Here is a 19,353-nt window from a genome sequence, read left to right as displayed (position 1 = left end):
TCAACGTCCCCGACTGAGCGCTGACGGGCCCGGCCACCCCTTGCGGCCAGTCATACCTCGCACAACACCATATACTGGTATGGTAATGACTTCTACTGATCAGGTATATGGCTCATGCTCCAACAGGTTCACTCACCGTTACCTCCGCGTGCCATCGCCCACAGTCATCACTGCTACGTTTTCCAAACGGTTGTCCGAAGCTCGAGCACTGCGCGGGCTGTCCCAGCGCGCGCTGGGGGCAATGGTGGATAAGGACCAGGACAAGAACCGTGGTGCCGTGCTGATCAACAGGTACGAGCGCGAACGAAACCAAGCTGACATGACCAAGGCTGCAGAGTTGGCCAAGGCATTGGATGTACCGGTCGCCTACCTGTTCGCTGAGGACGATGACCTAGCTGCGGCGATCTTGGCTTTCGCCAAGCTTACCTCTGGGGAGCGCCAAAGGATGAGGGAAGAGCTCGAGCGTTTGGCTGGGGAGCAGAGGGATTAGCCCTCTCACGCCGCCAGCTTGGCAACTGCCGCCGCCAGAGTGTCCGGGGCCAGGTGGGCGTAGCGAAGAGTCATGGTGATGTCTGCGTGTCCCAAGAGCTCCCGCACGGTGTTCAGGTCCACGCCTGTCCGCACCAAGCGTGATGCGAAATGATGGCGCAGATCATGGAAACGGAACTCTTCAATGCGGGCATCGGCTATGAGTCTTCCCCACCCCTTCTTGATGTCGGTCACGTCGAAGACCTTGCCCGCACGGCGCTCGCCCGCTTGTCTAGCCCAACGCTGCAGGACTTCCATGGCTTCGACGTTTAGCGGGATGTGACGCTGCCTACCGGACTTGGCGTTCTCGGCTCGAATGGTCAGCATCTTGGCTTCCCAGTTGATGTCAGCCCAGCTCATCGACAACAACTCACCACGTCTCATACCGGTATTAATGGCTGTAAGAACCACCGGGGTCAGGTGATCGACGTACCCGTCCATCGGCAAATCAGGCAGAACCGCTTGCCGGTACTTGCGTCGGGCCGCATTTGCATTTGCCCTGCCCTCAACCCCAGCCAGATCGCGCGATGCCAGCGTGGCCCGAAGCATCGCTTCTTCGTCCGGGGACAGGAACCGAACCACCTTCCGGCTAGCTGCCGATCGTTGACGCATGCCCATCAAAGGATTGGTCTCGATCAACTTCCACTCGACCGCACGGGACAAGGCAGACCGCAGGCAAGCAAAGTCGCGCGCTGCGGTAGCCTTGGTGACGGCATCAGGGCCAGTGACACGCCCGCGCCACCATCGCTCCATGGTGGGCACATCAATCTCAATGATCTGACGGCGCAACAGCCACGGGAACACGGATCGGATGCGATCCGGGTACTGGCGACCGCCCTTGAGCTCAGCTATCGCCCAGGGCTCGAAATGCTCGTTGAGCAGTGTTTCGAGCGTGCAGCTAGTGGGCTTGGACTTTGCGAGTGCCGGCAATCCGGACTGAACATATTCAGCAACCGCTTGCCGGGCTTGGTCACGGGCCTGATCAAGTGTCAGATATTCGACCGACCCCAAGGTACGACGCTTACCGTGCGCCCATGTCACGATCCAAGCTTTGTACCCTGACGGCTGCACGCGAAGAATGAGCCCACGAACTTGAGCGTCCCTGAGCTCGTAGGGGCGATCTCGGGGCTCAGCTGTGTGCACAGTGCGCTTGGTGAGGGCGGATGACATCGGGCGGGTTGTCCATAAGTGGCGATAGAGCCAACTTAGGACAGGATGCGAGGCGGTGTTTGGATGAGGATCATCCGCTGTGCGAACGCAACCAACATCCTCTGCCAGTAATACTCCGCAGTAGTGACGAAAGCCCCGACATGTGATGCAATTGGCTTCGCGCCTCAAGCATAAACATGGATTAGGATGATTCAGAACACTAGAAACAACAGCGCTTCGCGAATTCACCGTCGAATGCAGAGGTGGAATGAAATAGATCCGAACAAAGCCGCCCTATCGGGATGGCAGCATGTACTGGAAATCGAACCAAGAAAAGGAGCTCGCGGATACATTCAAGCGTCCGAGCGGATTCTCATTCTTGTCGATGAACTCGACATACTACGTGACAAGCTGCAGCTACTAGGATTTTCCAGCAACGCCTATGGTCCGGCCTTCGCCAAACTTGACAATGCTCTGTCACCCCAGCATCTCCTCAACCCAAGTGGGAATATCCGACAATATTTGAGCGAGGACGTTTTCGCAGTCCTTATATTCTGTAGTGAGGTTCTGCCGGATGAAGAGGACGGCATCGCACTTGAAGAATTTGCTGAAATTGTTAGTATTATCAATGATTTAGAACTACTCCTTGCAGACAACTCATTCCCATCAGAGTTGAAGGCAGTTCTGCGGCGCCATATACGGCTTGCTGAAACGGCACTAGCAGACTATCCATTGAGAGGCGCGTCCGCAATCAAGGAAGCTGTTAAATCTGCTACAGGCGACATATTCTTCAGCGAGTCTGAAGTATCGAAGCTTCAGCCCGATCAACGAAATTCGCTTAGCGCACTTTGGCGGAAGATGAACGCCGTGGCAGATAAAGTGATAAAGGTTGACAACATCATTCAAATCAGTGGACGCGCAGTGACCTTCCTTGAGAATTTCGCAAAAGATTGACTGAACGCCATGAGATTTGAAGATTACTGTAAGGTCATTCTGCAAGGCGCTTCGAAGCCAATTGAGAAAACGAAACCGCCCTTGAGGGATGAATACGAACCATCCGCAGCTGCAGCGTGGAAGGGGAGGCTAGCGAACACCTCTCCCCTTCCCTGACCAATCAACGGGATCCAACGCCCCCAAACAAAAAGCCCCGGCCAAGGCCGGGGCTTTTCATGCAACCGGTGCCGTAAACAGGAGTCGAACCTGCGACCAAGCTGTTATCGCAATGTTTAGAAGAGAAAATTTAGGACACCCTGAGAATTTCGGATACCATCACCACGTATAGAATTCCAATCGATCAAGGTCAAAAGCATGGACGTCTTTCTTAGTGTCGGCGGGACTGCAAATGAACTGCAAGAGTCCTTTGTACAAGCGGTCGAAGCTCGCCTCCGCAGCGAAGGCCTGACGCCCAAAACGGTAGGAAGAAGCCACTTCAGCTCAGACGCCCCACTTAAAGCTGTAAATGACCTTCTTGACAAGTGCGCAGGAACTATCGTAATCGCCCTGGAAAGAATATATATACAGCAGGGTTTAGAGCGCAGGTCCGGCCCCAGTGAAAAGCCGCTTTCTGGCGTAAGCTTAACGACGCCATGGAATCAAATAGAAGCTGCTTTATCGTATAGCCGAGCACGCCCCCTTCTCGTCATCGTGGCCAACGAGATACGTCCCGAAGGTCTTCTAGAAGCGGGCTACGACTGGTACGTACAGCGCCTGGACCCCAAGCCTGAGTCACTAAACACGGTGGAATTCAATGGAATCCTCGCCGACTGGAAAAGAAAACTAAACGAAGCTCAACACAACGCAATAATAACAAAACCCAGACTGGCGACTATGAGCATAGGCGACATCATTTCACAGCTCAAACCTTCTGAGCTCGCAAAGATCACCGGGTCCATTGTTGCGTTCACAACCGCGATATTCGCCCTCGGCGCCTGGGCAGTCACACTAACTTAGGCGACATCAACTCGTTAAAATCGCAACACAATTCTTTGCGCCAGAGCCGCACTCATTGTAAATAATCCGCAAATTCATCCAAAATAGCGACTCACAAGCATTGACATCCAAACAAAGCCTGCCCCCCAACCCAAGAATGAATCGGATAAAGTTTCAGTTTGATTTTTTTAACAGAACTTCAGCCAGTTTTTCACATCCCAGATACATTTATTGACATTAAATGGGGCCACAGAATTTTAAAATCTACCCATACAGTAGAACAAACATAAAATAGACGAACACTCACCAAAGGAGGCTTGAGAACCTTGCCGAACTCTGCATAGCACCATTCTCCACATGTAGATCGGATAGCTGCACCGCCGCCTGAATTCGGGTAATTAGGCTTAGCATCTCACCCCATGCACCCCCAACTACGATATCGTACTGACTGTGTGCAAGCGAATTTCTAAGCGCCTCGACGCTTTTGAAGAACTTTTCCCCTGAATTCTTCGAACTCAACCCGAATAGCTGCCTAAGGGCTTCGGATTGCAAAACAAGATCTCGCTTATCACATAACTGAAGACACTGAATCAGCGGCAGTTCTTGACCAAATCTTCTCCGCCCCTCCTGCACCGCTACCGCAGCTAAGACTCTTCGATCCCTAAGTACGGCTTTCCATTGATCATCTCTATATGTAGAAGCGACCCAAAAGCTGAGGTGCATTTCAAGCAGCGAAATTAGGCCGAAGATGTAGATGCGAACAATGGGCTTGTTGATATCCGCCCAAGTCAGTATCGCGTCCACAACCGAGTCGTTCTCCACAAATACGAATGGACTTCTCTGCAATTGCTGCAGAAGACATACGACATTAGTGGTGTTTGGAATTGCAGCTGCCATTGATAGAGGGCAAAGGTGATCGCGGACCTTACCGTGAGTAAGGGAATCTCGTTCAACGAAACCAATCACCGGTCCCAACTCAAGGTCTTTTACACCAGCGACGGTAAAGTCAAGTCTCTCGAGCTCCACGCGCATTTCATCTGCGGGCGCGCCAGCCGGGCAACATTTCAGTGGCTCGCAGATGTCACTCACCATGGACCTGCACCCAAGAACATCGTTAAAGTCATTCAGCCGCGTGCCGTGACGGCGATAGCCCGTGACCGGTGATGTCCACAACTCGTGTCCCATTTGCTACTTCCTCCACTCCTCTAGCAACTCAGCCGAGTCTAGGCGATCACTACCGCACGTCGCTGGAGACGTTCCCGCACCTGAACTGAAGCACCAAGCTTCACTTCGTCGAGCTATTGGGTTAGGGGCCGATCCTGCTCGGGCGTAAGTACGTTGGAAGCCGGACCTCCGAATGCGACCCACGGCATCTATGCGGAAGAGAGCCATCCGCAACGAGCAGCATTGACGCTTGCAATGATCAGCTCGGCGCGAACCCCTCACCAATCAACGAGTTCCGAACGCACCGAAAACAAAAAGCCCCGACCAAGGCCGGGGCTTTCTGCTGTATCTGGTGCCGGAAACAGGAGTCGAACCTGCGACCTACGCATCCATCATAGCGTAGGGCTATAGGCCAGCAGCATTGGCTCTATCAACTTCAAGCCTCCCTCCAGCCGCCCTTCGTCCAGTGCTTCTTTGGAGAGCAAGGCGATCTCCAATCCCGCTTCATCCAGCGGTCCAAGTGAAAGCAGCGCCAGCAGGTTCAGTAGATCGAGCCGATCAACATAGCCATTCTCAAACAGCCACCGCACCAAGCCCAAGTGTTGCTTGGGCATCTGCCCGGAAAGGACATGATTCCTTGCAATCCACGTTGATGCTCTTGCAAGAGCCCCTAAGTCGTGCAGCGAAAGATAGGAGGCAATGTCGGCATCGATAGCCGAGGGCACACTTATTTCGCCCGACCAGTAGCGGTCCAGCAAGCCAGGAGCCAATTCGCTAGCAGATCCGAGAAGCCCTGTCTCCACAATTCTGGCCAGAAGCTCGCAGCTATCACTGTTCATCCCCAAAGCCCCCCCCTTGGGCAGGATCAGGATGGAAGCTAACGCGCCCGTCATTTGGACTTAGCTCTTGCTTCCCCCCCCGATCGGGCAGGGAGCATCTCCCAACCTAACCAACCACGGGCTCCAATTTATGCAGTTGGATGAGGATCGTCCGCATGCGATTTGATCTAAAGGGAACCTACCGCCGGCATGCGGGGCTTGCCGTCGAGATCCGCTGCATCGGCTGAGATACTGATCATGCCTCCTGACTGCATCTCAACCTTCAAACAAACTCCGCCATCCATTGACGAATCGTCCCAGGAGGCCTCATTGATTGAACTGCTTGCCCCCAGTGCTCTCGCCTATCAGCTGAGAATTCGCGTAGACCTCTGAAAAATATCGACCGGCTCAAAGAGCGTTCGTCCAGCACAATGAGCACCGCCGAGCTTGCAGCCCAGTCGATTCGTATCTCCAGAAGCATCCAATCGTGCATCAGGACCTCACTTTGCCTCGAGGGGAAGATGCGCTCCCGGTGATTCCGGAGCGACATGCTTCCCATTGATATCCAAACGTTGGCCACTAGCATCATTCACATGACAATGGGGCCACAGGCAGCGGCGTCCGTGTAGATGGATGACATCGGGCGAGTTGTCCATAAGTGGCGATAGAGCCAACTTAGGACAGGATGCGAGGGGATGTCTGGATGCCGATCGTCCTCATCTAGGCATCTGCAGGCATCAGAGAAGGCACGACACGCGAGAGAACTTCAACGCAGACATCGTCGGAGAAGACCGCATAATGCGCCATATTGTCCGAAGAATGAACACCACCGCTCGAATTCTCCAACCACGTCAACAACGATGAGCTGGTTGCACGCATCAGGTTATGCCCGGCCACCACTACTCCTGACTCCCAGTATTCTTGGAGACTTCCCTCCTGAGTAATTCGAACGGTCAGCGGCGTTGCGAACATCAGAATCCACGCCTTCCTCCCCGTATTCTCGAACAAATCTACAGTCAGAGACCCGTCAATCGAATATCTGACTTCCCCCACATTCCACGAGTAATCCTTATCAATTCCGTCAGGTCGCCACTCTTCAAAATCTGCAGAACGCTGTCCCATCATGGCTTCTTCCCATATCTAAACTCATCAGTGGTTCGACCATCCTGGCGCTGAATCTCCAGCGTCGGCCGTCCATCCTTGGAGTAATTCCTGTCAATCACTCGACTTCCATCCTCCAATTGCCCCACGCGAGTTCCGTTGGCCTTTGTGTCGACATCCTTGGGACCCAGCGCGTCAAAATCCTTTGCTTTCTGATCTGATTCGGCTCCTCTATCCCATACCCGGGTGCCTCGGGTAGTGACATTTTCAATAGTCGATTCACCTCGTAGTCCGGCTACGCTATCGGGCGACTGCTTTCCCCCTCCCCCCTCCGTGGAGTCGGCCGGATCAGTCCCTTCACTCCGCTGGGTGGAATCAATTGCATTTGAGACTAATCTCCCCCCGTACGCTATCGTCAGAATTGCAGGAAGCGCCAGAGCATCAGCGATGGTGTTCACCTCACCAGAACATCGATTCTCGTTACAAGTGACTGCACGTCCATCAGGATCAGTGAACTTGTACGGATTCCCGTTCGCATACCGATACCGATTGAACTGCTCAACCGGTTTCTGATACGCCGTTACCGGGTCCACCGACAGGAACACACCCAACTGCGGATCCATGTACCGCTGCTGCATGTAGCTCAGCCCGGTGGCCGAGTCGCTCACATGCCCGGTATACCCCGGGCCATCCGTGACCTGGCCGCCTACCACGGCGCCGTACGGCTCGTAGTCATAGCGCTTGATCACGTTGCCATTGGCATCGCTCTCAGCTACGACCGAGCCCAAAGCGTCCGTGTGGATGTAGGTGACCGTCTCCTGGGCGATTGCGGCTGGCGACAAGCCAAAGCCGATCAGCAGCACGCAGCACAGCCAGGCGCCTGATGCCCCCAGCTTCCGAATTCGATCTTCAAATCCCCTCAAGCGGGTAAATACACCGCCTGCAACTCCCCCGAACCTGCGCATCCTTCCAATCCCTGAAAGAGCCTTGGAGCAAGGCTGGATATTCATAGCACAGGAATGGGCGGGTGCGGTTTCCAGATCGGGAACAGGGCGCGGCGCTAAGCGCCTGGGAAGCCGGGCTGGCCGCGAGATTCGGAAATTAGGGGCTGCCAGCCATGGGCTGGCACTACTGGGGCCGGCATTCCGCCAGGCATGGCTCGGCGCTACCAAAGCACAAAAAGCCCCGGCCTAGGCCGGGGCTTTTCATGCAACTGGTGCCGGAAACAGGAGTCGAACCTGCGACCTACGCATTACGAATGCGCCGCTCTACCAACTGAGCTATTCCGGCGGAGCCCGCGATTTTACGGGCTGGGCGCCCCGGCGGTCAATCCACCCGGCTCAGCCCGCCTCCACCCGGTTCCCGCACGCCCGCCCGGCCACGAAATCCCGCAGATTCCCCAGCGTGATCGCCGAGATCTCCTGCAGCGCCTCCACAGTGAAGAAGCCCTGATGTCCGGTCACCAGCACATTGGGGAAGGTCATCAGCCGCTGGAAGGCCTCATCGTCAATGATCTCGCCGGACAGGTCCTGGAAGAACAGCGCGCTCTCCTGCTCGTACACGTCGATGGCCAGATGCCCCAGCCGGCGCGACTTCAGCGCGCGGATCACCGCATGGGTGTCGACCAGTGCGCCGCGTGAGGTATTGACCAGCATCGCGCCGGGCTTCATCCGCGCCAGCGAGGCGTCGTTGATCAGGTGCTGGGTTTCGGGCGTCAAAGGGCAATGCAGCGAGACGATGTCGGCACGCGACAGCAGTTCATCCCGTTCAACCATGTCGCCCACACCCTCAAAGCCCGACGATGGATACGGATCATGCCCCAGCACGGTGCAGCCCATGCCCTTGAAGATACGCGCGGTGGCCAGGCCTATCTTGCCGGCACCGACGATGCCGACCGTGCGGCCATGCAAGGTGCGCCCGAGCAGGCCATCGAGCATGAAGTTGCCCTCGCGCACGCGGTTGTAGGCACGATGGGTCTGGCGGTTGAGGGTCATCACCAGCGCCAGTGCATGCTCGGCCACCGCTTCGGGGGAATAGGCCGGCACACGCGCGACGAACAGGTCCAGCGCTTTCGCCTCCCCCAGATCCACATTGTTGAAGCCCGCACAGCGCAGCAGCACGGCCCGCACACCCAACGTGTGCAGCGCGCGCAGCACCTGCGCATCAAGTCGATCGTTGACGAACACGCAGACCGCGGTGCAATCCTGCGCCAGCGCGGCCGTATGCACATCCAGCGCAGCATCGAAATAGACGAACGCAAAGCCCTTTCCAGCGGCATCGCGCTGGTTGGCCTCCTCAAGGAAACGACGATCATAGGGGCGGGCGCTGAAGACGGCGATCTGCATGGACGGGCCTGGGTGGAATGGCATACCGACCATACCGCAGCAGCACCCGCGTTGGGATGGCACCGGCGATGCCGTCATCGCCGGTGCCGGGCGTCACTTAGAACTTGTAGCCCAGACCCAGCATCACGCCGTTCTGGATCTGCCCATCACGGCGCTCGCCAACGTAGTCGGCCATGATCGACAGGCGCTCGCTGGCGCGACTGGTCACACCCAGGTTCCAGGCCAGCACCTGCTCGCCCACGGCCTGGCTGCTGGCGCCAAACACCAGATCCGGCGCAGCCGCGAAGCCAGTGCTGTAGCGGGCCTGCGAATCGCCCAGTTCCTTCTGCCAGACCACCCGCGCGCGCGGCGTGATGCGCTCGCCGTTGTTGCCTTCAAAGGTCTTGAACAGCTGCAGGCCGGCGCCGACGCGGATGCTCTCCAGGCTGCCGCTGCGGCCCACCAGCGCACCCGCGCCCTGCCCTTCATTGAAGCGGGTGGCCGAGGTACGCGCGTAGTCCACCACCGGCAGCAGCGGCTGGATCACCAGGCCGTTGCCGGTGGTGAACGAAAACGCGTGTTCGACACGCGCGGAGATCGCATCGTTGCTGTATTTCGCACGCAGGGGCTGCTGCAGGCCATCGATACCACCGATGCTGCGACGGGTGTCATGGCGCAGGTCGGTGTAGCGCACCGCTGCCGACAGGTAGCCGCGCGAGTACGTCGCATCCAGGTAACCGCCCACGTCCAGCGCACGCACGTCACCGCTGAACCCGGAGCCATCACTGGCCTTGGTCGACATGTCCGCCGCTGCCACGCTGACGCCCAGGGTGACGCGGTCATCGGCCACGCGGGTATCGGCACCGATCACGATACCGCCGACATTGTGGCTCAGGCCGGCCACGCCGCCGTCGGCATCAATGCGGCCATGGCTGGCAAAACCGCGCGCCCACAGCCCACGGCTGTGCCCTGCCTCGTTGCCGCCAGCACCGCCGCCGGCCGGCTCGACCAGATGCATGGCCAGCTGGTTGAACAGGCTGCCATGGCGCATGCCCGGCTGCGACGAAACCGACTGCGCGGCCTGCGAAGCCAGCCCGTCTGCATCACCGCCACTGCGCATCGCCGCCTGGTGCTGTTGCACGACGTTGCCGATGCTGCCGATCAGTGCATTGTCGGCCAGTCGCAGGCTGGCGTGCGCGTCACCACGCAGGACACCGGCCTGCTGCGCGATCACATCACGGTCGGCGAACTGCAGCGCGCCGAGCAGCGACTTCAGGCCGCTGTCCTGGCGGGCGGAGGCGGTCGCCAGCGCGCGGCCCAGCCCGTCGCCGGAGGTGGCGTTGGTGAACAGGCCCAGCTGATCGAAGCCGGGGTTTGCCGTCAGCCACAGGCCGTCGGCGGTCTGCTTCACGTTGAAGCTCAGCAGCGAGTTGTGGCGCGGACGGAACACGTCGCCAGCGGTGATGCTGGCGCTGTAGCCGGTGTCCCCCAGGCGCACGACGTCTTCGAAGCCACCTTGGTAGATCGGGCCCTGCACCAGGTCACGGCGGAAGTCCTGGCCGTAGTAGCCCTGCGCCACATTCAGTTCGAGGAAGGCGCCCTTGGCGATCACCAGCGCGCCATCGGTCGGTTCGTCATCGAAGAACGTGCCCACGCGCAGTCGGCCCGTGGCCGCGCCGCCGTTCTCGGTGACGTCGAACAACAGCTTGCCGCCCGGCATGATGTTGACGTAGCCATGGGTGACCAGATCACCGCCGCGCGGCATCAGCGTGCCAAACACGCGCAGGCGGTTGAAGCCATCCTCGCGCCAGGAGGGGCCGGAACCGCTGCCCAGTGCATCAAGATCCATCGCGGTGCCGGCCACGTCGCCATGGCCGACCAGCGTGCCGGCGCCCAGCACGCGCACTTCCGACGCACGCAGCGCGCCGCCTTCCAGTGCGATGGTGCCGTTGTCGACCAGCATGAAGTCGGCGCCGGTGGTGGCGGCCGTGCGCCAGGTGGCACCGTTGGTCACGCGGATCACGCCCATGGCGTTGTCGAGCGTGGATACGTCCAGGTCAGCCAGGCGCAACTTGGACAGCAGCAGCGCCTGGATGCCCGGATCGTTGAGGTAGTCCTGCACCGAATCCGGGCCGATGCCCTGCGGACCCTTGCTGGAGGCGTTGTAGATGCTCTGCGCCAGGTTGATGTAAGTAGACTGCCAGTTGGTGTTCCAGCGCGCGAAATCATCATCGACGAAGGTCTGCAGCTGGCGACCGGTGCGCAGGTAAGCGGGGTTGATGTCGCCGCTCACGTTGGCCGTGACGTTGAGGGTGTCACCCGGATCGCGGTAACCGTTCGCGGTGATGATCTTGTTGCTGTAGATGTCCTGGCCGGGGAACGACTCCAGCTTGCTGCCGCTGCCATCGGGATCGAAGGTGACCGAGGGGCCCGTGCCGCGTGCCGGATCGCGGAACACCAGCAGGCCGTTCGGCTGCACCACCTCGTACATCGCCTTCTGCAGCAGGCCGGCATCCATGCCACCACCGTAGTTGCCGGTATAGATCTGGGTCATGCGTGGCGACGGCGTGTAGATCACCTTGCCGCCATTGCTGGCCGCGTGGATCTGCACCGAGTCGACGATCGGCAGGTCGCCGGCCAGATAACGCTCGACGCCACCAGACTGCATGATCGAGCAGGATGAAATGCAGTGACCGGACACGATGGTGTTCAGTCCGGAGGTACGGATGATGCCCTGCAGCCACTCGCCGGCGATCAACGCACCACCATTGGACGTGCGCAGCACCACCTCACGGATCGGCCGGCCCTCGGCCTGCGCCTTGGCCAGCAACGCGGGCAGCGACACAACGTCGGCATAGGTGACGCCGCCGCTCAGGAAGATGCGGTCACCCTGCACGTGATAACTCATTGCCATGACGTCATCAGCTGCCGCGATGGCGCCAACGCCGATCAGCCCGGCCAGGGCCAGGCTCAACTTCGAATGCTTCATACGTTCTCTCTCTCCACCCGCAACACGCGGGTAAAGAGTCAAACGTCGGAGTACCGCAAACTCCCCCAGCCTGCCCGGCCAATAAACATGAACGCATTCATAATGAAACGCGCAGTACTACACACTCTTCCCCATCCGGTCATCGTCGCGTAAAACTCGATGACGCATCCGCCAATGTCTGTCGAGGCCAGCCCTGTCCGCCCCGTCCCCCCTGATCCATCACGCGCCGGAGCCGCCCGTGCCTGCGGACGCTTTCATCGCGTTCGTGCGCGAAGAACGGGCACCGTTGTGCGCGTTCCTGCGCACGCGGGGCGTCGGGCCGGAGGATGCAGAGGACATCGCCCAGGACTGCATGGAACGGCTGATCCGTTATCGTGCGCACGGCCCCGACGAACTGCGCCTGCTGCTGTATCGTATCGCCCGCAACCGCCTGGCGGATCGCGGTCGCTCGCCACAATCGCGACCGCATCTGTCACTGGCCGAGCACGATGGCAGCGACGAGCCCACCAGCTCGTCACCGGATCCATTGCGCCAGGCCGAGTCGGGGCAGATGCTGTCCCTGCTGCGGCAGGCCCTCTTCAAACTGCCCGAGCGCGCGCGCGAGGTGTACCTGCTCAACCGGATCACCGGCATGAGCTATACACAGATCGCGCGGCACTGTGGAATTACAGCCAAGACCGTGGAAAAACACATCGCCCGTGCCCTGCAGGGCCTGCGCCAGGAGCTGGGACCGGATCCACTGCACAATGACAGGGATACGGAATGAACAGCCACCGGCACATGGAAGACGCCTCGCTGTTCGAGCGCGCCAGCAGCTGGGTGGCGCGGCTGGAAGCCCCGGACTGCACGCCGGCCGAGCGCGAGTCGTTCGAGGACTGGCTGGCCGAAGACCCTGACCATGTCAAAGCCTGGGTGCAGGCCGAGAACCTGTTCCAGCAGGGTGAGGGCCTGGCAGCGGACCCCTGGCTGCGCACCGCTGCAGCACGCGCGGCGCGCGCGCCCCGACGCCGCTGGCTGCCTGCGCTCGGCGCCGCCGCCGGCATCTGCCTGGCTGTCGGCATGGGCTGGATGGTCGCTGTGGATGGCAACCCCACACCCCAACGCTATGCCAATGACAGCCAACAGCCGCGACAACTGACGCTGGCCGATGGCAGCGTGGCCACGCTGGATGCCGGCACCACGCTGCATGCGCGATTCGGCTGGCGCCTCCGCGAACTGGACCTTGAGCGCGGGCGCCTGCAACTGCAGGTTGCGCCATCGAACAAGGCACTGCAGCTGCACGCCGGCGACAGCACGATCCGCGACATCGGCACCACCTTCCAGGTCGAACGCCTGCACGATGGTCTGGTCGAAGTCGCGCTGCTGGAAGGTGCAGTGGAAGTCAGCAACGGCGCAGCCCAGCACACGCTGGCGCCCGGTCAGCAACTGCAGGTGCTGCCGTCCGGGCGCATCCAGCCAGGGCCGGCACTGTCATCCACGGCGGCGGCCGAAGGCTGGCTGCATGGGCAGTTGATCTTCGACGCCACGCCACTGTCGATCGTGGTTGAACGCATGAACCGCTATGGCCGCACGCCGCTGGTGATCGCCGATCCGGAGATCGCAGACCTGGCCGTGAGCGGCACCTTCCGCGCAGGCGATGCACAGGAGTTGCTGTCGGCGCTGGAACTGGGCTGGTCCGTCGCTGGCCAGACGCGTCCGGATGGCGCGCTGGAACTGCGCCGCACGTACTGAGGAGACCGGCAGTGAAGGCAGGTCCGGATGCGCTGCAGTGGGGGCTGCTCCGCGCCCTGCTATGCCTTGCGCTGGGTGTTGCCGCACTACCGATGGCCGATGCCAGCGAGCCCGCGGGCACGCTGGAGATCGACGTGGGCGCCGGCCCGCTGTTACCGGCATTGCAGCAGTGGGCCCGGCAGAGTGGCACCGCCCTGCTGTTCGACGCACGCGAACTGGATGACCTGCGCACCGATGGCACCCGTGGCCAGCGTGATACCGCGGCCTCCCTGAAGCAGCTGGTTGCCGGCCTGCCAGTGAGCATCCTGCGCACGTCTTCGGGTGCCTTTGTCGTGCGGCGGGTCCATCCCGAAACTCTGGCCAAGCCGCCGCACGGGGTCGCAGCCGCGCGCGTCCCGCGCCCGGCCGCCAAGCCCACCGACACGCCACACCAGGTGGAACTGGCGACCATCCACGTCACCGGCAGCCGGCTGCCGCGTACCTCGGTGCAGACCACGCTGCCAGTCACCACCATCGATCGCGACGACATCCTGCGCAGTGGCTACGGCAATCTGTTCGATCTGCTACGCCACCTGCCCGGCATGAACGGCCATCCCGCCATGAGTACCTCGCGCGGCGGCGACTCGCAGTACCTGCCGGTCGGTGCTGCTGCCACCACCAGCTTCGACGGCATGGGACCGCGTGCCACCCTGTTCCTCGTCAATGGCCGGCGCCTGCCACGCTATCCGATGGTGTCGCTGGAACAGGGCGGGCTCACCGACCTCGGTGGCATTCCGCTCAGTTTCGTCGACCGCATCGAACTGGTACGCGGCGGTGCCTCGGCCATCTATGGGGCCGATGCCATGTCCGGCGTGGTCAACATCATCCTGCGCGACCAGGCCGATGGGCCCGAAGCCATGCTGCAGACCGGCCTGAGCAGCCGCGGTGATGCCGGCCAGTACCGCCTGCAGGCCGCTACGGGCGGCGTGCGTGGCAACGGAGACCGCTGGTTTGCCGGCGTCGATCTGCACCGTGTCGAGCATGTCGCCGGCGACCAGCGTGACTGGCATGCGGAAACCTCGCTGTATCCGATCGGCGCGATCTCCGGCAACTGGTACGTGCCCGCCCGGCGCTGCGAGCCGCCCCTGAAGCGGCGCGAGGATGGCTGCTGGTTCGACAGCGCGCGACCGCGCTCGCTGCAACCCGCCTCGGACACTGCGTCGGCCTACCTGCACTACCGGCACGAACGTGGTGAGGGACGCTATGCCTATGTCGAGGCGCGGGCCAGTCACAACCGCCAGCGCTTCGACCTGGGCCCGACCGCCGTTGCGGTTGTCTCGCGGGGAATCACCTTCAACACTGTGCTGCGCGAGGCCGGCAACGTGCGCCCCAGCGTCCGCGCCACCGATGCCGACTTCACCTTCGGCATCGGCCGTGACCAGGGCCGGCACAGCTGGGAGGCCGGCATCAGTGCGCAGCGCAGCGAAGTCACCTTGTCCACTGCAGGCACAGTGCGCACGACGCGCCTGCTTGAAGCAACGCAGGCGCGCAGGTTCACTCCCGGTTTCGACGCACCTCCGGCGGCGGAGGCGGACACGCTGTTTCCGTCCATCCGCAACCGCGGCAGCACCGCGCAATGGCAGGGCTGGTGGGGCGTGCAGCGTGAGCTGATGGCGATGCCCGGCGGCAATGCGCAGCTGGCCACCGGCATCGACCTGCGCCACGAACGCTGGACCTCGCGTCCGGACGCGCTGCTGAGCCAGGGCGACCTTGCGCTGGGCCTGCCGCAGCAGCAACGCCGCCTGTCGCGACAAAGCAGTGGCATCTACACCGAGCTGGGCCTGCCGCTGGCACCCACGCTGCGCGCCGACCTGGCTGCACGCTGGGACCGCGACGGCGGCTTCATGGCATTCTCGCCACGCGCCGGACTGCGCTGGAGCCCGACGCCGCACTGGTCGTTCCTGCTGGCCAGCGGGCGCGGCTACCGTGCGCCGAGCCTGTTCGAGCAACGGCGGCCTCCGGGCTACTTCGGCTCGATCACGCTTCCGGTTTCCAGTGCGCTTCCGGAATGTGCAATGGCCACGCGCGGTGGCGGCTGCAGCATCACCGCCAACGTGGTGGAGAACGATGCACTGAAGGCCGAGCGATCGCGCAGCCATTCGCTGGCGGCCACGTGGACGCCCAGCGACACCTTCTCGCTATCGCTGACCCACAACATCGTGGAACTGCGCAACGAGATCCTCGCCTTGCAGCCGAGCGACGCGGTGTGGAATCGCAGCACCTGGGAACTGGATGAAGACGGCCACCTGAGCAGCCTGCGCCTGTCGTTCGACAACATCGGCCGCACCACGTCCCGCAACTGGGTCCTGCGTGGCGAGTACCGCATCGATTCCGGCAGCAACGGCCAATGGCTGTTCTCGCTCGATGCGCTGAAACAGCAGGAACTGCGTCGCCGCCGTGACCATGAGGCTGCCGTGGACCTGCGCGGCCACGTGACACCCGAACTGGCTGCGGTGCTGAACGTGCAATGGCAGAACAGCAACTGGGACATCGCCCTGCGCGGCAACCAGGTCGGGCGCACCCGCGCCTGGCTGCCGGGGGCCGAGTGCCCACAGGATCAGGTCGACCGGAACCACTGCATGAATCCACGCCAGCTGCGCTGGAACCTGCACCTGGCACGCCGCCTCGGCCCACGCATCGTCGCAGCACTGGACGTGCACAATGTGCTTGATGCTCAACCGGTGAACTATCTGGTCGGCAATGGCGGCCAGATGCCCGGGCTGGACGACCCGCTCGGTCGCTACTACCTGCTTACCCTGCAGTTCCGCTGACAGGGCGCAAGGACAGTCGGCACTCGCCCCGCGCCTGCTGCACACATCACGCACGGTGTGGCCCCGGCAGACAACAGAAAAAGGGGACGGAGGGGATTAAGTCGCATATGCCTTGATGCTGCATACGACTTAATCCCCTCCGTCCCCTTTTTGCTATTTCACCGAGCGCGCGATGGCGTACTGCGCGGCGTAGTACGTGGACAGCACCAGCAGGCTGGCCAGTGGCAGGCCACCGGCGAAGCGGTCCCAGGCCAACAGTGAATCGCTGGCGACGAACAGCACGGCACCGGCAGCGGCCCAGCGGGCACTGGCTGCCTCCATGGCGTCAGGCTGCGGGCGGCGCCACTGCCGTGCCAGGGCCAGCACCGCCATCGAGGCCAGCACCACCACGTACGCCAGCACCGGCGCACGCATCGGTGCAGGCAGGTGCGGCCACAGGCCCATCACGTTGAGCACGGCGAACGCCGCCAGCAGGACGCTGGCGGCCAACAGCCCACGCCCGGCACGCAGGCCATCGCGGAAGGCGACGATGTAGCAGAGGTGCGCCAACAGGAACGCGACCAGCCCCGGCACGAACGCGTCCATCGGCAGCATCAGCGCAATGTCGCCCACGCACGACAGCAGCATGCCGGCCAGCACCGCACGCCGATAGAACGGTTGCGCGGGATCGTGCACGCGCCAGGCGATGGCAGCGATCAACAGCGTAGTGGCCGGCTTGGCCAGCCAGTGCAGCCAGTGCCCATCGCCGTGCAGGTAGGCACCGACGATGGCGAGGACCGCCATCAGCAGGATCACGCCATCGCGGGCGCGCGGTTTCATCGCGCCTTCCACAGGTCCGCCAGGCGGTCAGGCTTGCCGGCGATGCGCTCCAGCACCGGGTACTGCAGGCCACCGTGGTAGGCGATGCTCATCGTTTCGATGCGATCGAACTGCTTCACCAGCAACACGATCGGCGCCTTGTCCTTCGCCGCGCCGGCGACGGCGTCCTTCAAGCGCTGGCTGCTGTATTCACGGCCGCCAACCGCGATCACCTTCATGCCCGGTGCAAGACCGGCGTTGAACGCCGGACTGTCCCAGATCACGTCACCGACCGTGCCGTTGTCGAGCACGGTCGCACCCAGTGAGTACGCCAGCAACGCGGCCTTGGCGCGCTTTTCCTGCGCCTTGTAGGCGTCGTTCGGGGTATCGCGGTAAACCAGCTTCCAGCCCGCCAGTTCCAGGCCGCCGGTCAACGAACCATGGCCGTCCAGGCGCCCGCGCAGGAACGTCGCCCAGTCGTACGGCGCGATGCCGTTCAAGGTCGCAACCACATCATCGAAGGTGTACGGGTTGACGTCCCAATCGCCATTACCGACCCCGAAGAAGGCGCGTGCGAAGTCGTCCAGGCTGCGGCGATTGCCGCTCAGTTCGCGCAGCTTGCCCTCCACTTCCAGCCACAGCATCTGGCCGCCGGAGTAGTAGTCCTCACTCATCTGGTAGTTGCGGTAGGGCAACGTGCGGCGCTGGGCGATGGTCGGGTCGTTGGTGGTGTCCTGCAGCGGCCGCCAGGCCAGGCCCGGGCGACCACGGTCATAGGTCGCGGCCACGTTGGCCAGCATGTCGCGCGCCTGCGCGGTCGACCACAGCCCCGAACGCGCCGCCAGCACCTGGCCCCAGAACTGGGTCTGGCCCTCGTACACCCACAGCAGGCTGTCGCCCATCGGCACGTTGAAGTTGGCGGTGGCCAGATCGGCGCCGCGACGGTACTTCCCGTTCCACGAATGGGTGTACTCATGCGGCAGCAGGTCGCGCATCCACGCGTTGCTGTCCCACTCGGTGAAGTAACCCGGGTCGGCGCTGTTCTCGCTGGAGCGGTGATGCTCCAGGCCGATGCCACCGAGGCGGTCGGTCAACGCCAGCAGGAACTCGTAGTGGTTGTAGTGGCGCGCACCATAGAGCTTGTCGGCCTGCTGCACCAGCGCGCGGTGCATGGTGATCTGCGCCTCGCTCGGCTTCAGCGACTTGGCGTCGTCGGCAAACACATTGAGGTGCACCGGCACCTTCGCGCCCGGATCGAGATCGATGCGCTGGTAGTGCTCGCCGGCGAACAACGGCGAATCGACCAGATGGTCATACGAGATCGGCTTGAAGACGACGGTATCGCCATCGCGTCGCGCGGTTTCAAGCGCAGTGGCGAACGACCAGCCCTTGGGCAGGGTCACGCTGGCCTGCGCCTGCAGCTGGCGAGCGTCGACACCGGCCGGATACAGCGAGTTGGCGTTCCACTGCAGGTTGAGCATTTCCGGGGTCATCACCACCCGGCCCTGGCTGCCACCCTGCGAGGACAGGAAATCGAAGTGGGCGACGATCTCGCTCACGCCCTCGGGCACGTTCACCTTGAACGCATAGACGTTGAACTGGTCACGCTGCCAGGCCAGCGGCTTGCCGTTGGCCGCCACGCGCAGGCCGGCCAGCTTGTCGATCGGGCCGGTGGGCGAATGGTTGCCGGGAATCCACTGCGGGTATAGCAGGGTCATCGGGCCGGGTTTGGCCGGCACCGTGGCGGTCACCTTGAAGATGCGGCGCGCGAGGTCGCGTGCATCCACGTCGATGCGCAGCAGGCCAGGGGCCGCGGCATCGCCCGGCGGCGAGGTCTGCGCCAGCGCGGGCGTGGCCGCCAGCGCGAACAGCAATGACATGGCCAGGGCTCGGGTCTTCATCGGGCAGGTTCCAACAACGGAGAATCTTCCGATGCTAGGCCTGTGCAGTGCCCGGCCCCATGGCCGAAGGTCATGGTCGGTGGCGCTCCGGCCTGATGTGGCAAAACGCCA

15 protein-coding genes and 1 tRNA gene are annotated in these 19,353 nt (G+C 61.9%); 6 read left to right on the top strand and 10 right to left on the bottom strand.

The genetic code is table 11. The features are described 5' to 3' along the window. The first annotated feature begins 85 nt into the window (after positions 1-85). Complete coding sequence (locus SriyCCGPB3_RS05815; protein WP_228756504.1) at positions 86-490, top strand: helix-turn-helix domain-containing protein; 405 nt, start codon at positions 86-88, stop codon at positions 488-490. A 5-nt stretch (positions 491-495) separates the two neighbouring features. On the opposite strand, the gene SriyCCGPB3_RS05810 is transcribed toward SriyCCGPB3_RS05815, so the two are convergent. Then, complete coding sequence (locus tag SriyCCGPB3_RS05810) at positions 496-1,698, bottom strand: site-specific integrase (protein ID WP_153857063.1); 1,203 nt, start codon at positions 1,696-1,698, stop codon at positions 496-498. Positions 1,699-1,884: 186 nt separating this feature from the next. On the opposite strand from SriyCCGPB3_RS05810, the gene SriyCCGPB3_RS05805 reads away from it, so the two are divergent. Further along, entirely contained in the window at positions 1,885-2,631 is a 747-nt protein-coding gene (locus tag SriyCCGPB3_RS05805; RefSeq protein WP_153857064.1) for a hypothetical protein, read from the top strand. A 354-nt stretch (positions 2,632-2,985) separates the two neighbouring features. Continuing rightward, a complete protein-coding gene (locus SriyCCGPB3_RS05800; RefSeq protein WP_350259983.1) occupies positions 2,986-3,627 on the top strand; it encodes a hypothetical protein in 642 nt (213 codons plus the stop codon). A 282-nt stretch (positions 3,628-3,909) separates the two neighbouring features. Here SriyCCGPB3_RS05800 and SriyCCGPB3_RS05795 read toward each other — a convergent pair whose 3' ends face one another. The 7 genes from SriyCCGPB3_RS05795 to SriyCCGPB3_RS05765 form a co-directional block, all read right to left on the bottom strand. Continuing rightward, positions 3,910-4,791, bottom strand: coding sequence for a hypothetical protein (locus SriyCCGPB3_RS05795; RefSeq protein ID WP_153857066.1), 882 nt, complete (start codon positions 4,789-4,791; stop codon positions 3,910-3,912). Between the two features lie 371 nt (positions 4,792-5,162). Continuing rightward, positions 5,163-5,663 carry a hypothetical protein gene (locus SriyCCGPB3_RS05790; RefSeq protein WP_194936671.1) on the bottom strand — a complete coding sequence of 167 codons (501 nt, stop codon included), beginning with the start codon at positions 5,661-5,663 and terminating at the stop codon, positions 5,163-5,165. Positions 5,664-6,308: 645 nt separating this feature from the next. Then, on the bottom strand, positions 6,309-6,713 hold the full coding sequence (locus SriyCCGPB3_RS05785) for a hypothetical protein (protein WP_329813167.1): 405 nt from the start codon (positions 6,711-6,713) through the stop codon (positions 6,309-6,311). Beyond that, the gene (locus tag SriyCCGPB3_RS05780) at positions 6,710-7,654 is read right to left on the bottom strand and encodes an RHS repeat-associated core domain-containing protein (protein ID WP_329813168.1); all 945 of its coding nucleotides are present in this window, start codon (positions 7,652-7,654) and stop codon (positions 6,710-6,712) included. Before SriyCCGPB3_RS05780 ends, SriyCCGPB3_RS05785 begins: the two co-directional genes overlap by 4 nt. Positions 7,655-7,903: 249 nt before the next feature. Then, positions 7,904-7,979, bottom strand: a tRNA-Thr gene (locus SriyCCGPB3_RS05775). A 50-nt stretch (positions 7,980-8,029) separates the two neighbouring features. Then, entirely contained in the window at positions 8,030-9,034 is a 1,005-nt protein-coding gene (locus SriyCCGPB3_RS05770) for a 2-hydroxyacid dehydrogenase (protein ID WP_153856378.1), read from the bottom strand. Between the two features lie 97 nt (positions 9,035-9,131). Beyond that, positions 9,132-12,002, bottom strand: a complete 2,871-nt coding sequence (locus SriyCCGPB3_RS05765; protein ID WP_153856379.1) for an autotransporter domain-containing protein — start codon at positions 12,000-12,002, stop codon at positions 9,132-9,134. Between the two features lie 238 nt (positions 12,003-12,240). On the opposite strand from SriyCCGPB3_RS05765, the gene SriyCCGPB3_RS05760 reads away from it, so the two are divergent. The 3 genes from SriyCCGPB3_RS05760 to SriyCCGPB3_RS05750 are packed head-to-tail and all read left to right on the top strand — an operon-like array spanning position 12,241 to position 16,543. Next, positions 12,241-12,768 carry an RNA polymerase sigma factor gene (locus SriyCCGPB3_RS05760; protein WP_110711610.1) on the top strand — a complete coding sequence of 176 codons (528 nt, stop codon included), beginning with the start codon at positions 12,241-12,243 and terminating at the stop codon, positions 12,766-12,768. Further along, positions 12,765-13,733, top strand: a complete 969-nt coding sequence (locus SriyCCGPB3_RS05755; RefSeq protein ID WP_350259982.1) for a FecR family protein — start codon at positions 12,765-12,767, stop codon at positions 13,731-13,733. The genes SriyCCGPB3_RS05760 and SriyCCGPB3_RS05755 overlap by 4 nt, the downstream gene beginning before the upstream one ends. An 11-nt stretch (positions 13,734-13,744) precedes the next feature. Beyond that, entirely contained in the window at positions 13,745-16,543 is a 2,799-nt protein-coding gene (locus tag SriyCCGPB3_RS05750; RefSeq protein WP_350259981.1) for a TonB-dependent receptor plug domain-containing protein, read from the top strand. Positions 16,544-16,696: 153 nt separating this feature from the next. Here SriyCCGPB3_RS05750 and SriyCCGPB3_RS05745 read toward each other — a convergent pair whose 3' ends face one another. Continuing rightward, the gene (locus tag SriyCCGPB3_RS05745; protein WP_350259980.1) at positions 16,697-17,362 is read right to left on the bottom strand and encodes a lysoplasmalogenase; all 666 of its coding nucleotides are present in this window, start codon (positions 17,360-17,362) and stop codon (positions 16,697-16,699) included. Beyond that, entirely contained in the window at positions 17,359-19,242 is a 1,884-nt protein-coding gene (locus tag SriyCCGPB3_RS05740; protein WP_350259979.1) for a M61 family metallopeptidase, read from the bottom strand. The genes SriyCCGPB3_RS05745 and SriyCCGPB3_RS05740 overlap by 4 nt, the downstream gene beginning before the upstream one ends. Positions 19,243-19,353 lie beyond the last annotated feature (111 nt).

The sequence above is a fragment of the Stenotrophomonas riyadhensis genome (assembly GCF_040256885.1).
GTDB lineage: Bacteria > Pseudomonadota > Gammaproteobacteria > Xanthomonadales > Xanthomonadaceae > Stenotrophomonas > Stenotrophomonas riyadhensis.
This window is presented reverse-complemented; position numbering and strand designations above follow the sequence as displayed.

What these genes read in the sequence shown, in the direction of transcription:
- SriyCCGPB3_RS05815 (WP_228756504.1), top strand. Translation starts at nt 86, where the DNA reads ATGACTTCTACTGATCAGGTATATGGCTCATGCTCCAACAGGTTCACT.
- SriyCCGPB3_RS05810 (WP_153857063.1), bottom strand. Translation starts at nt 1,698, where the DNA reads ATGTCATCCGCCCTCACCAAGCGCACTGTGCACACAGCTGAGCCCCGA.
- SriyCCGPB3_RS05805 (WP_153857064.1), top strand. Translation starts at nt 1,885, where the DNA reads ATGATTCAGAACACTAGAAACAACAGCGCTTCGCGAATTCACCGTCGA.
- SriyCCGPB3_RS05800 (WP_350259983.1), top strand. Translation starts at nt 2,986, where the DNA reads ATGGACGTCTTTCTTAGTGTCGGCGGGACTGCAAATGAACTGCAAGAG.
- SriyCCGPB3_RS05795 (WP_153857066.1), bottom strand. Translation starts at nt 4,791, where the DNA reads ATGGGACACGAGTTGTGGACATCACCGGTCACGGGCTATCGCCGTCAC.
- SriyCCGPB3_RS05790 (WP_194936671.1), bottom strand. Translation starts at nt 5,663, where the DNA reads ATGACGGGCGCGTTAGCTTCCATCCTGATCCTGCCCAAGGGGGGGGCT.
- SriyCCGPB3_RS05785 (WP_329813167.1), bottom strand. Translation starts at nt 6,713, where the DNA reads ATGATGGGACAGCGTTCTGCAGATTTTGAAGAGTGGCGACCTGACGGA.
- SriyCCGPB3_RS05780 (WP_329813168.1), bottom strand. Translation starts at nt 7,654, where the DNA reads ATGCGCAGGTTCGGGGGAGTTGCAGGCGGTGTATTTACCCGCTTGAGG.
- SriyCCGPB3_RS05770 (WP_153856378.1), bottom strand. Translation starts at nt 9,034, where the DNA reads ATGCAGATCGCCGTCTTCAGCGCCCGCCCCTATGATCGTCGTTTCCTT.
- SriyCCGPB3_RS05765 (WP_153856379.1), bottom strand. Translation starts at nt 12,002, where the DNA reads ATGAAGCATTCGAAGTTGAGCCTGGCCCTGGCCGGGCTGATCGGCGTT.
- SriyCCGPB3_RS05755 (WP_350259982.1), top strand. Translation starts at nt 12,765, where the DNA reads ATGAACAGCCACCGGCACATGGAAGACGCCTCGCTGTTCGAGCGCGCC.
- SriyCCGPB3_RS05745 (WP_350259980.1), bottom strand. Translation starts at nt 17,362, where the DNA reads ATGAAACCGCGCGCCCGCGATGGCGTGATCCTGCTGATGGCGGTCCTC.
- SriyCCGPB3_RS05740 (WP_350259979.1), bottom strand. Translation starts at nt 19,242, where the DNA reads ATGAAGACCCGAGCCCTGGCCATGTCATTGCTGTTCGCGCTGGCGGCC.